The following is a 12,736-nucleotide window of genomic DNA, read 5'->3' on the forward strand; positions in this document are numbered from 1 at the left end:
GCGGCCATTCACTACGTTTGCTTAAGGTGGTGGAGACGTCGTGAACACGAAAAAGTAGCTGAAATGTGACAGGTCAAGTCTACGAAAACTATAAAAGAAGAATGAAAAGCGTAGGAGAGTGAATCATGAAGGTTGCACATATAACAAGTATTATATGTAGTTTAATAATTGGTACTTCGTTAATCATAGGTTGTTTGATAATTTCAACGAAAGATGTAACGGAAACTAAACAGGAATTAACTATTGCAAAAGAACAAGAGAAGTTCACTAACTCACCTTTACTTAATATAAAACAAGCAGCTGAGTATCTTAATCTTAAAGAAGAACAAGTAACATATATTATCCAATCGGAACAGAATACATTAAATACGATGGGATCATTTACAGGTGAGAGGTTTCCATATTTTAAAATCAATAACGAAATATTTATTAGTAAAACTGATTTGACAAAATGGTTAAAGGACGTTACTACACAGAGAAGAGAATATACGGAAGGACTCGCAGTACATTAAAAAGTTCTGTAAAAGTTGATTCGAGAGGATCGCACATCACATAACACCATATTCACGCATCGGCAAACGGGCCCCGTAACACCAGGTTGTTTCTGAGGAATTAGAAGCAGCCGGACAACCCTGAACTGGCTAAGTCCTTCGGACATGGGGCATGCGGTGAGGATTAGTGATACAACAAAGTTAGAGGAAGCCATCGCAGAATAAATTCCTAGAAACATTTAAAAATAGTTAATCAATAATACTGATGGGTACAAAAACCAATAAGTCACTGGAGGCAAACTATAATGACCCCTATTTTAAACCAAATCGGTACTGTATTTATACCTGTAAGCAACATCGAGAAGGCACGTGATTGGTATTGTGATATATTGGGACTTCCTGTCGACAGAGAGATACTATATGGACATTTGTATGTGGTGCCTATGAATGGAACTGGGATTGTTTTAGATAGCAAAATCTATTCAGAAGATAATATATTTAGGACTCCCGCATTTCACTTGAACACTAATAATATTGAAGAAGCTTATGAGTTTATGAAGTCAAAGAATGTGAACCTAACTACACAAATAGAACACAATCAGTGGTTTAACTTTAAAGACCCAGATGGAAATCAGTTAATGGTATGTAAGTGCTAAAACAATTTGATAGAAGTGTAAATAGATAAATTAGTTTTCATAAGTAATTAGAAGGCGATGGCAACATCCAATACCGTATTCACGCATCGGGCCGACTTCGTCGACCTTTGGTCCGCCAGATAGATTTAGGGGAAGTGGAATCAGGCGGATACACCTATGGGTTAACTGCACTGACGCACAGCCGACCACTCTGTGAGCTCAAGTCTCTCGGCGTCGTGAATACGGTAACGTTGGATGAAATGACGGAATTTTATCTGAAAGTTGGTGCTCCTTTCGTTGTTTGAATTTAGTAGAATCAATACTAATGCTTTTGATGATCTTAATGAATACGTTATGAAGATTAAGAAGATTATATCTGCAACAGCAGCTTCAACCTATATTATCCATCATGATCGGATCGTGAATGAATGGTATTCCGGACTTCATGATACTAGCACAAACAGTCGGTTGGTTGATGAGAAATCCCAATTTAACATTGCTTCTATAAGAAAGACTTATTTGGGTTTTGCGGTAAGTCTAGCAATTTATGAAGGAAGAATAAAAAGTCTAGATGACCCTGTTAGTGCTTATTGGAATGATATTGATAGCACGGTAACTATTCGCCATTTGTTAACACATACTCATGGTTTGGACAGCCAAAACAAATGTTTGTTTCCTCCGGGAACTTCGTGGAGCTATAACAATTCCGGTGTGAGTCTGCTAATAAAAATCATTCAAAAGTTATATGGAATACCATTATCTGAATTATTAGAAGAACGGGTATTTTCACCTTGTGGATTTACGAGCACAGGTTGGAGAAAGAAAGAATCTGAACGGTTGGTTTGGATAAATGAAGAATATGTTGATGATCAAGGCAACGAGCCGAACTTATTTGTAAGTACGAAGGAACTGGCTTACTGGGGTTATTTACATATGAATAAAGGTTCCTTTAATGGTAAGCAAATCATTCCTCAAGGTGTATTTGAGCAAGCAACTACAATCATCAGTCCCCAAAGCTTAACGAAAGAATTGCCTCGTAGTGGATTTTTCTGGTCTGTACAGGATGAACCGCGCTTAAAGGCAGAATTAGGTGATAAGTTGCCGAGAGGCTCGTATCAGTCTTTAGGTATAACTGGCTGTGTATGTCTTGTTATCCCTACATATAAAACTGTTGCAATCAGAATGTATAATCAGATTGAACCGAATCCCAATAATTACGATTATATAACTGATATAAAAACATTTGGCAACCTATTATGCAGATGTATAGAAAAGTTTCGCATGTGATTGTAGGATGTCGATTACTTCAGCTAACGATGCATTCACGCTGCGGGGCTTACGCCCTTTGGTCGTCCGAGTATAATTACCGACTAACCGCATCGCTTCCTGCTCCTGATGGAGCCTTAAGACGGGGGACATCGGGAGTAGAAGAGCATTATATGCAATACCCCGAAACCCTTTTATTGTGGGAACAGAGGAGTGGTGAATTGATTAAAGCAGTAGTCTTCGATCTCGATGGAACACTATTGGACCGAGATACCTCTCTAAAACAATTTGTTTTGAATCAACACGATCGAATAGAAGCTTTACACTCAGTCGATAAAGTTGAATATGCAGCTCGATTTATTGAGTTGGACAGCAAAGGCTATATCTGGAAGGACAAGGTGTACTTTTCTCTTATTAATGAATATAGAATTAGTGGAGTTTCTGCGGATGATCTGTTAGCAGATTATATAAAGAATTTTAGGTATCATTGTACTCCGTTTCCAAATCTAAAGCAGTTGTTAGACTTTATTACTTCCAAAGAGGTTAGGATAGCTATGATTACGAATGGGTTTGGTGATTTTCAACTAGGCAATGTTGACGCTTTAGGGATCAGTGACTATTTTGAGTTCATCATGGTATCGGAGCTTGAGGGAATCAGGAAACCGGATGAAGAGATTTTTAGGAGAGCGCTTAGCAGGCTAGGTATTAAAGCTTCTGAAGCCATCTATGTAGGAGATCATCCTGATAACGATGTAAAAGCAAGTATGCGTGCCGGGATGAAGGGAATCTGGAAGTCAGATTCGTATTATAAGGACGATTTTAATCGTGATGGGGTTATATACGATTTACTGGACTTAAAGAGTCTCTTGTAGGTTGATTTGGTGAAGTGGGGTGCATCATATAAGGCCGCATTCACGCATCGGGCTGCAGTTACGTCTCTTAGTCCGCATACAGGAATTTCAAAGAGGTTGAACCAGACCCTGCACTGGTTAAACACACTGTGGCCGTTCTCTTCGGCCCTTGAAACTGCAGCAACATTATACGACATACTTCTAATGCCTTTCAGTGCTTAAATATAAAAGAACCGTGATATACTTTTATTGGAGGTGGAAAGTTAATGTCAATTCATTCATTGATTGAATCGAATCATAATACAATACTTAATATAGCCAAATCGAATGGGGCAAAGAAAATTAGCTTATTCGGTTCTGCTGCTCGAGGAGAAGATCATGCAGAGAGTGATATTGACTTTTTAATTGAATTTGAGGAGAATAGGTCTCTTTTTGACTTAATAAGGCTTAAGAATCAACTAGAGGATCTTTTAAATAAACCAGTAGACATCGTAACGGAGAATTCAGTCCATTGGAAGATGAAGGATCATATTTTAAGCGAGGCCATACAATTATGAGGGATGATAAAGTCTATCTAACCCATGTGCTAGAATGCATTCAGTATATATTTGAATATACACAAACGGGGAAAGAAGAGTTTTTTAAACAAAGAATAATTCAGGACGCAGTAGTCAGAAATCTTGAGATTATTGGAGAAGCAACAAAGAATATTTCAAAAGAATTTAGAAGTCAAAATCCAGACATCCCGTGGCGTGAAATGGCAGGCTTACGGGATGTTTTAATTCATGACTATTTTGGCGTAGATAACCATATTGTATGGAGCGTTGTAAAGAACGAATTGCCTGGATTACTAAAACAAATTGAAGAGCTTTTGAAAGCATAACTCGAAGAAGAGAGGTACATCGTGCATCGCGGTCGCCCTTCGTGCTTAAGGGGGGAGTAGCGTAAACACAAAAAACCGTATTCACGCTGCAGGCTATCACCTCTCGATTACGAAGTGTATAATCATGGAAGAAGCTCAGACAACAAACGACCCAGCCTAAGATAAGAGCTATCTAAGGCTGGGTCGTTTGTTGATGGCATTTTACAAGAAATCGGTGAGAGAAAGTTAAGATCCACTTGGACATTGTGAATTTGATAACGTTATACGCTATACCTGAAACTGAAGGAGGAAAGCGATATACATGAACATAAAATTCTATGATAATCTCTTGTCCGCAGATGATTATTTATTTATCCATCAAGCAATGAACTATGATCTTGAACCCAGGGAGCAGATAGAGCAAGCATTATCAAGAAGTATACGTACAGTCACAGCTAAAGACGGCGATAAAATAGTTGGAATGGGCCGGCTAGTGGGTGATGGTCTTATGTACTGTTATATTCAAGATGTTCGTGTCTTGCCGTACTATCAAAATAAAGGTATAGGAAAGGCCATAATTAACAGAATGATAGAGTATGCTCGCCAAAATGGATTGCCTAACACAGTTATAACTATTGGTTTATCATCAGCAAAAGGGGCTGAGCGCTTTTATGAAAACTTGGGTTTTATCAAACAACCATGCCATGATATGGGCCATGGGATGTATATAGATATGGAAATTGATTAGTAATTGATTAGAGAATGCTTCACCCGATGCAGTAACAGTTGGTTACGTTGGATATGTAATATTCAACTGAAAAAAAGGGGAGATATCGTGTGGGAATGTCAGATTATTATAAGAAACTTCGAGAGAAGATTGGAAATCAGTTGCTTTTTATGCCAGCAGTAGCAGGTATCATAAGAAATGAACAAGGTGAAATTCTTTTTGGTAGGAAGCACAAAGAAGAAAACTGGGGCTTAATCGCCGGGGCTATCGAGATTGGAGAAACTCCTGCCCAAGCTATGATAAGAGAAGCATGGGAGGAGACTGGACTCAGAATTGAACCTGAAAGAATCATTGGGGTATATGGGGGAGAAGAGAGGCGTTTTACATATAGGAATGGTCACCAAGTTGAGTACTTAACAATCGTGTTTGATTGCAAAATCATGGAAGGGCGGCTAAACCCAAATAATGAAGAGATGAAGGATCTAAAATTCTTTTTTGAAGACCAAATACCATATATTTCAAACAAATACCCGAAAAACATATTTAGTTCAGAGCAAGGAGATAGAGCACATTTCGAAAGATGAATTGAAGAGGCTAGTTTACATTATATAGCCCTATACTCAAATCTAAAGGCTATCGTCCCTCGATTGCGAAGTGTATAATCATGGAAGAAGCTCAGATAACAAACGACCCAGCCTAAGATAAGAGCTTTCTAAGGCTGGGTCGTTTCGTGAATGCAAAGACGTTATAAGAAATTGGATTTTACATATTATAGATAATCGCAATCTCCATTGATTGTGAGTGAGGGAGAAATGTAAATGAAACCAGTACTTAGAACATATGACCATACTTATTATGACATTGTTTGTGATTTTCTAATCGAATTGTCCAAAGAAAATAGTAAATATATCAATTGGAACTGGGCACGTTGGGAATGGATGATGTATCATCCTGAGTTTAATAATGACTTGATTGATAATATAGGATTATGGTTCTGTAATGATGAATTGGTTGGTATGGCAACCTTTGACCACTACTTTGGAGAAGCATGTATTGCTGTTAAGAGTGGTCATATAGAACTTGAGAAAGAAGCATTAGAATATGCTCTTTCTACTTTTAGCGACGAGAATGGTCTAGGCATTGCAATAAATGATGCTGATATACATTCTATTGAGTTATTACGTAACTATGGCTTTGTAAAAAAGGAGGGAAATATCGAAAATATACTTGAACTTAATCTTGAGGAAATCAGCTTCGACTATACTCTTCCACCAGAAATTATAATAAAAAGTCTAAATCCAGAGACGGATTTGCATAAACATCACAGAACTTTATGGAAAGGATTCGATAACGGCGGTGATGCGGATCTTCCCTGTGATGAAATCACCATGAATAAGCAGAAAAGAATGCTGTCAGCACCACATTTAAATACATACCTGCACACGGTTGCAGAAAATGAAGAAGGTGAGTATGTTGCCTACTGTGGATGCTGGTACAATGCGAAAACGGATTATGCTTATGTGGAACCCATCTGTACAATTCCTTCCTATCGAGGAAAGGGACTGGGTAAAGCGGTGCTTTTGGAAGCACTGAAGAGATGCAATGATCTAGGTGCTAAAAAGACATATGTTATTTCTGACTCCGCTTTTTATAAGGCATTAGGCTTTAATCAATATTCACGGTATACATTCTACTGGCATCAATAGGATGTTGAGCTAACTAGCAACCCGTAGAAGGCGCAGACATCTAATAACACTGCCTTCTCGCATCGGGCCCGGTGAAGGTTTCGTTGAATGCAAGAACGCTAACTGCGATTGCTGCAAAAAAAATTCTATGTGAGGTGTATCAATGAAGTCAGTCTCTCCGATGGATGCTTACCTTCAGGCATCCGAGCACATTGATTACTATGATGATCAAATTCAAGCTCTTATTCGCTCATTTAATCAAAATAATGAAATCGAAAAAGTTACAGCAGTATTTCATTTTGTACGGGACAAGATTCATCATTCATATGACATTGATTCCACGAACGTAACTAGGACAGCATCGGAAGTTCTACAACAAGGACATGGGATCTGTTATGCTAAATCGCATTTGTTTGCGGCTCTTTTGCGGGGAATGGGCATACCCTCCGGGATTTGTTATCAGAGACTGACACTTTATGATCAACCGGAAGACGGCCACTGCATACATGCGTTGAACACTGTATATCTAAGGGATCTGAACAAATGGATAAGACTTGATGCAAGGGGTAACAAGAAAGGGATAGATGCTCAGTTTTCTATTGATGAAGAGAAATTAGCTTTTCCCATCAGGGAGGAATGTGGCGAGAGAGACTATTGGATCAACTATGCCGAACCCCATCCGGAAATTATCAAGACACTTGCAACCTATTCAGACTGTATTGAGATGTACCAACAAGGATTACCGGATCAATTGTAAGAGCAGTTCAGGAAAGGCTGCAGCATCTGATAAAAAAATATGTGCACGCCTGGGTGGATCAGCTGCCTCGCCCTGCCCCACCTAACCGGGAGTCTTAGATAAGGTTATCTGTGCTTCCCTCACCCTTGAGGGGGAAGATTCGTGAATGCAAGAATTTTGCTGAAAGAACCGGAATCTAAAAGGGGCTGCTGTAAATGAACAATATGTTCCTACAACACGTTACTAATTATTTAATAAATAAATATAAGTGTCATACCCTTATTTTGTATGGATCCTATGTTACTGGAGACTTTACTGAGGATAGTGACTTAGACGTAGTTGGTTTTACAGATAAAGTTAGTAGTCCAAATGATAACCATGTGCTGAACAACGTTCAACTAGATGCATGGATATACAATACGAATGAAATGAACGATCCAGAGAAATTCTTGCACATTAGAGATGGATATATACTTTTGGATGAAAGAGACTCGGGGAAGCTGCTGCTTGAAAGAATTGATCATGTATACAACAAAGGCCCAGTAAAAACTGATTTGCTTGAAATTGAATTTTTGAAGAAATGGCTGATCAAGATGCAAGACCGCTCATTAAAAGGTGGTATTGAAGGGGATTTTAGATATCACTGGTTGCTAAATGACAGCCTGGAGATTTACTTTAAAATAATAAATAAATGGTATCTAGGCCCTAAGAAGTCACTTCAATGGCTTAAAACAGAGGATCCAAAGGCGTATGAGCTGTTCTCTAGGGCATTAAATAGAAGCGCAAAAAATAAAGATGTTGAGAATCTGATAAAGCATATCACAGAGAGCTGAATGGTTATATCTGTCGCAAGCAGCTGGAGAGGAAAAGGCATAGGCAAGGAACTGTTGAAACAAGGCATTGAATGGGCGAGAACAAGAGAAGGCGATCTTTTGGTATTACAACTTTGAAGAGAAAGTATGAAGGCAGCGCTAGACGACTTTCAAGTTGAACAACTCGCAAGTTTTATATCCTAGTTACTGACAGGAGAGAGAAGCTTGATTAACGCCGTTATTTTCGATATGGATGGAACACTGTTTCAGACTAATAAAATCTTGGAATTACCACTAGAGGAGACATTTTCCATATTAAGGGCGCGCGATGAGTGGTCGTGTAAAACGCCAACCGAAAAGTATCGTGACATTATGGGAGTGCCTTTGTCTGTTGTATGGGAAACGTTAATGCCGGACCATTCCACCGAGATCAGACGGAGTGCGAACGAGATCTTCCTGAGAAAATTAGTTATAAATATTAATCTTGGGAAGGGTGCGCTGTATCCCCATGTCAAAGAAATCTTTGATTATCTGAAAGGAAAGGGCTGCTCCATATATATTGCAAGCAACGGATTAATTGAGTATCTCAATGCCATAGTAGATTACTATAAATTAGATAGTTGGGTGACAGAGACTTTTAGTATCCAGCAGATAGAGACTCAAGATAAGGCTGACTTAGTAAGTCATATCCTAGAAAGACATCATATTATCAGTGCTGCAGTAATTGGTGACAGGCTCTCTGATATCAATGCTGCAAAAAGTAATGGTTTAAAATCTGTTGGTTGCCGATTTGACTTTGCTAAGGAAGATGAGCTTGCACAAGCGGATGTTATCATTAATGACTTACTTGAATTAAAGACTATATTGAAGTTTGGTTAGGAAAGGTGAATCCCAGATGCAAATAGTCAAAGTAGAGACAACTCAAAAATTGATACTAAAACATTTGATAGCACTCTTTCTTCATGATTTATCCGAATTTAATCCGGGTCAAGAACTCAATCAGAAGAATGGATTGTTTGAATTTGATGAATTTGAGTGGTTTTTTGAGAAGGATGGATTAACACCTTATTTTATAATTTATGATAATCATATAGTTGGTTTTATACTGATTCAAAGTGATCCATTTATAAATCCTGAGCTGTATGATTATCTGGTTAATTCCTTTTTTATTCTCAAGAAATATCGTAAAAGAGGTATAGGCAAACAAGCGGCACATCAGTTATTCCAACGGTTACCTGGAAGATATGTCATTGGCCAACTTTCTAATAATGATCCTGCTATAGCATTTTGGAAGAGTGTATATCATCATTACGGCGTCGAATATGAGGAAAAAGAAGAGTTAGATGAAGGTCTCATTGTGAAATATCAGTATTTCAGTGTTTAATTTGAAAGAACAATAAATCAAAAAGAGAGGTGAGTTCAACTGACCTTTTCAATATCGATAGCTGTCATTCAACTGATAAGCATTGGATTAGTGATTTTGGCAGGGTACATCGTGTACAAAGTTATCAAAGCATTTAACAAGAGATAGTAGGGACAAAGCTAATCAAAGCCATGAGCAGCAACCACATTAATTCGTTCAAGGTATATCAAATAGTGAAATTTCTACATTTACTTCTGAGGTGTCACCATGATAATTGGATTGGTAAGACATTATAAGGTGCTTATTAATACACCAGGTTACTGGATGACATCCGCTGAATTTCGTGAGTGGATTGATCTGTACAACAATTCAAGTATCGATTGCACAACCCCTACGAATACGGATGTTAGCTGGGATGCTTGTTATTCCAGTAATATGACAAGGGCAATACATACGGCGGGGACTATTCACCAAGGTGACATCATTATAACCGAAGAGTTAAGGGAAATAGATATTAGACCTTTTTTTAATCGAAACCTAAAGCTGCATCTAAATATGTGGTTGATCTTGGGGAGAGTAGGTTGGATACTTAGACACCGCTCTCAGGAAGATAAAATACTCACCATGGATAGGGCGAAGAAGATAATTACTATGATTGAGGATAGACACGAGAAAAATGAGAAGGTGTTGATAGTAACACATGGGGCCTTTATGACGGTGCTCAGACGTGAGCTCATAAATAGGGGTTACAAAGGCGGCAGCTTCACAAAACCGGTAAATGGCAAGATATATAAATTCTCAAAGAGAAGAAATTCGGTGACAAAGTCTTGAGGGGTTCGTGAATGACCTGGCACATTCGCACTATTACTTTGAGAAAGTATGTAAGTGGAGAGGACTGTTACTTTGATTAATTCAGCAGAGTTATTGTGGAGAAACATTATCACAAAGGGAACACGCAGCAATGAGCATTTTAAAGATCAATTGTGCTTACAACCAGGTGCTAGTGATGAAGACTTCCAGCTCATCGAAACAACTATGGACATAACGATCCCCAAGGAAATGAAAGAGTTCTATAAGATTTATAATGGACAGGAGTGGAAAATAGGGGGAGAGTGTTTTGCGAGGAATTTAACGCTCTCTCCAATAAGGAAGATTATTGATGACTGGCTGTTTTTACAGGAGGAATTTGAGCCCGATGATCTGGAACCCGAGATTGATCGTGAGATCAAGCCTTATCTCTGGAATCCGAGGTGGATTCCGATTGCTGACAATGGTGCCGGGGATTATCTTTGCTTGGATACAGATCCATCGGATGTAGGAAGGATAGGGCAAGTGTTATATTTTTGGCATGACTGGGGACAACGTTCTGTTGAAGCACAGAGTTTTTTTGAATTTCTCCAGATTTGTTTGGAGGAAGACGACAACTGAATGTAAAGGGTATCGCCCGAACATGACGAAATGTATAAGGGTGAATTTTACTTAATAAAACCTGCCAGGAGCAAGACTGGGCCGTGTTCAATAGTTCATACATAATTAATAGGAGCGGGATCATGAATATCACAATCAAAGAAACAAAGGATATCGATAAGCAAGCCATACAGGAACTGTTCCACTCCGTGGACTGGAAGTCAGGGGATTATCCAGAAGATCTTAGACAAGCCATGGCTAACTCACATTCGGTGATCACGGCATGGGATAATAACAAGTTAGTGGGTCTGATCAATGCTCTGTCTGACGGCGTCATGACGGTATACTTCCATTACATGTTAGTTCATCGGGATTATCAATCATCAGGGATTGGGAAAAGGATGATGGAAGCCATGCTTCAGCGGTATTCCAGTATCAAGACCAAAGTGCTTATTTCCTATGAGAGTGCGGAAGAATTCTATCATATATTCGGATTTAAGCCGGAGGCGGGAACTACAGCTATGTTCATATCAGATGTGGTGTAGACTTCTCATAAACGAAAGAAAATAAACCCGCTCCCAGGCTAAAACCAAGGGCGGGTGGTGTGCCTACGCGACTTAGAGGGAAATGAGACATCCAAGCCAGTTACATTGATCAAGTGTTCGCAGCCTTTGGCTCCTCTACTACGTGCCAAGCCCCAACAATATCGTATCTACTCCAGCGCCAAATAGCTCTTCGCCTTGCCGAACAGCCTCTTGAGCCGGGGGCCTGGGCTCACATCCAGTTCCTGCCGGAGCATCATCTCCAGGTCGTAGTAATGCCGGACTGCCTCGCTGAGCCGTCCGAGCTGTAAGTAAATCTTGATCACTTCACACGAAATGTCTTCCCGTAGAGGCTCTGTCTTCACGATTTCGTTGAAATAATAGAGGGCCTCCCGGGGCTGATGCTGCTCCAAATGGAACTTGGCAGCTTGTTCAAGCACCTCGATATACTGAAGCTCAAGCTGTCTGGCCTTGCCAATCGACCACTCGTAGCCCTTTCCTTTCAATAAAGGACCTGTATACAGGGAGGCCGCCTTTCTAAACAATTCCGCTCCATATTCCTTCGGTCCCAGCCGGACTTGGCTGACCAGCGCTTCAAACTCGTACAAATCGCAGCAGAGGCCGCTCCTCTCAATCCGGATCTGGGTCCGGTCCGCGTGAAAACGGTTACCATCCCCGGCAGCATTCATCGCTTTGCGGATATAATACAGGGTTGAGTTCAAGTTCTTCCATGCTTTCTCAGGCTCCAGCCCATCCCAGAACGTATCAATGACCTCATCGCGGCTGACTGTGCCTTGGCAGACAAGAAAGGCAAATAGCTCCTCCGTTTTGGGGCTCCTCAGCTTCAATACTTCCCGGTCAGCCTGGTTGCCGTTGCCGTAGACTTTCAGTCCATCAAATAGCCGGATGGCGAGTCCCTGTTTAGCCGGATGAGTACCCTTTCGCTTATGGAACTTATCTAATGTTTTTGCGACTCGCTCAGAGGTAACAGGTTTCAGGAGATAGTCAAGCGCGCCCCGCTCAAATGCCTGAACCGCATAATGATCATACTCGGTAACGAACACCACTTCCAAATCCTCGTCCAGTCGTTGCAGCAGTTCGGATAGCTCCATCCCGCTGATCTCCGGCATTGTGATGTCCAGAAAGGCGATATCGACTTTGTTGTTGTGGGCATATTCATAAGCTTCGTAGGGGTTCAAAAAGGTATGGCAGCCTTCGATCTCCCCGCTTTCCTGCAGAATCCTACACAGTCGTCTGCCCGCCAAAGCTTCATCGTCTACGATCATGGCTCTCATTCGATCATCATCTCCAGTCGGGCTTGGTAGCTATACGATTCCCCTGCTCAGAGTGCTCATTAAG

Annotated in this window: 18 protein-coding genes; 17 read left to right on the forward strand and 1 reads right to left on the reverse strand. The window is 40.2% G+C overall.

Going from position 1 to position 12,736, the window contains the following annotated elements; all coding sequences use genetic code 11:
- The first annotated feature begins 125 nt into the window (after positions 1–125).
- From LDO05_RS00595 to LDO05_RS00670, 17 genes are all read left to right on the forward strand, one after another.
- On the forward strand, positions 126–512 hold the full coding sequence (locus tag LDO05_RS00595; protein ID WP_251376978.1) for a helix-turn-helix domain-containing protein: 387 nt from the start codon (positions 126–128) through the stop codon (positions 510–512).
- 284 nt (positions 513–796) lie between these two features.
- Positions 797–1,147, forward strand: coding sequence for a VOC family protein (locus LDO05_RS00600; protein ID WP_251376979.1), 351 nt, complete (start codon positions 797–799; stop codon positions 1,145–1,147).
- A gap of 276 nt (positions 1,148–1,423) precedes the next feature.
- On the forward strand, positions 1,424–2,413 hold the full coding sequence (locus LDO05_RS00605; RefSeq protein ID WP_251376980.1) for a serine hydrolase domain-containing protein: 990 nt from the start codon (positions 1,424–1,426) through the stop codon (positions 2,411–2,413).
- Between the two features lie 200 nt (positions 2,414–2,613).
- Entirely contained in the window at positions 2,614–3,264 is a 651-nt protein-coding gene (locus tag LDO05_RS00610) for an HAD family hydrolase (protein WP_251376981.1), read from the forward strand.
- 245 nt (positions 3,265–3,509) lie between these two features.
- Complete coding sequence (locus LDO05_RS00615; protein ID WP_251376982.1) at positions 3,510–3,800, forward strand: nucleotidyltransferase family protein; 291 nt, start codon at positions 3,510–3,512, stop codon at positions 3,798–3,800.
- A complete protein-coding gene (locus tag LDO05_RS00620) occupies positions 3,797–4,126 on the forward strand; it encodes a HepT-like ribonuclease domain-containing protein (protein ID WP_251376983.1) in 330 nt (109 codons plus the stop codon). The genes LDO05_RS00615 and LDO05_RS00620 overlap by 4 nt, the downstream gene beginning before the upstream one ends.
- A 301-nt stretch (positions 4,127–4,427) precedes the next feature.
- Entirely contained in the window at positions 4,428–4,853 is a 426-nt protein-coding gene (locus LDO05_RS00625; RefSeq protein WP_251376984.1) for a GNAT family N-acetyltransferase, read from the forward strand.
- 95 nt (positions 4,854–4,948) lie between these two features.
- A complete protein-coding gene (locus LDO05_RS00630) occupies positions 4,949–5,416 on the forward strand; it encodes an NUDIX domain-containing protein (RefSeq protein WP_481857038.1) in 468 nt (155 codons plus the stop codon).
- A 234-nt stretch (positions 5,417–5,650) separates the two neighbouring features.
- Positions 5,651–6,538: a GNAT family N-acetyltransferase gene (locus LDO05_RS00635; RefSeq protein ID WP_251376986.1), complete on the forward strand. Its 888-nt coding sequence runs from the start codon at positions 5,651–5,653 to the stop codon at positions 6,536–6,538.
- A gap of 142 nt (positions 6,539–6,680) precedes the next feature.
- On the forward strand, positions 6,681–7,274 hold the full coding sequence (locus LDO05_RS00640; RefSeq protein WP_251376987.1) for a transglutaminase-like domain-containing protein: 594 nt from the start codon (positions 6,681–6,683) through the stop codon (positions 7,272–7,274).
- A 194-nt stretch (positions 7,275–7,468) separates the two neighbouring features.
- Positions 7,469–8,086, forward strand: a complete 618-nt coding sequence (locus LDO05_RS00645; RefSeq protein WP_251376988.1) for a nucleotidyltransferase domain-containing protein — start codon at positions 7,469–7,471, stop codon at positions 8,084–8,086.
- Positions 8,087–8,203 carry a GNAT family N-acetyltransferase gene (locus LDO05_RS18935; protein ID WP_481857006.1) on the forward strand — a complete coding sequence of 39 codons (117 nt, stop codon included), beginning with the start codon at positions 8,087–8,089 and terminating at the stop codon, positions 8,201–8,203.
- A gap of 87 nt (positions 8,204–8,290) precedes the next feature.
- Positions 8,291–8,944: an HAD hydrolase-like protein gene (locus LDO05_RS00650; protein WP_251376989.1), complete on the forward strand. Its 654-nt coding sequence runs from the start codon at positions 8,291–8,293 to the stop codon at positions 8,942–8,944.
- A 16-nt stretch (positions 8,945–8,960) separates the two neighbouring features.
- Positions 8,961–9,449, forward strand: coding sequence for a GNAT family N-acetyltransferase (locus LDO05_RS00655; RefSeq protein ID WP_251376990.1), 489 nt, complete (start codon positions 8,961–8,963; stop codon positions 9,447–9,449).
- Between the two features lie 303 nt (positions 9,450–9,752).
- A complete protein-coding gene (locus tag LDO05_RS00660) occupies positions 9,753–10,259 on the forward strand; it encodes a histidine phosphatase family protein (protein WP_346657639.1) in 507 nt (168 codons plus the stop codon).
- Positions 10,260–10,331: 72 nt separating this feature from the next.
- Positions 10,332–10,856, forward strand: coding sequence for an SMI1/KNR4 family protein (locus LDO05_RS00665; RefSeq protein WP_251376992.1), 525 nt, complete (start codon positions 10,332–10,334; stop codon positions 10,854–10,856).
- A 122-nt stretch (positions 10,857–10,978) separates the two neighbouring features.
- Positions 10,979–11,380, forward strand: a complete 402-nt coding sequence (locus LDO05_RS00670; protein WP_251376993.1) for a GNAT family N-acetyltransferase — start codon at positions 10,979–10,981, stop codon at positions 11,378–11,380.
- Between the two features lie 167 nt (positions 11,381–11,547).
- Here LDO05_RS00670 and LDO05_RS00675 read toward each other — a convergent pair whose 3' ends face one another.
- Complete coding sequence (locus LDO05_RS00675; protein ID WP_251376994.1) at positions 11,548–12,672, reverse strand: BTAD domain-containing putative transcriptional regulator; 1,125 nt, start codon at positions 12,670–12,672, stop codon at positions 11,548–11,550.
- Positions 12,673–12,736: the final 64 nt, after the last annotated feature.

Origin of the sequence: Paenibacillus sp. YPG26 (assembly GCF_023704175.1) — a bacterium.
Taxonomy (GTDB): Bacteria; Bacillota; Bacilli; order Paenibacillales; family Paenibacillaceae; genus Fontibacillus.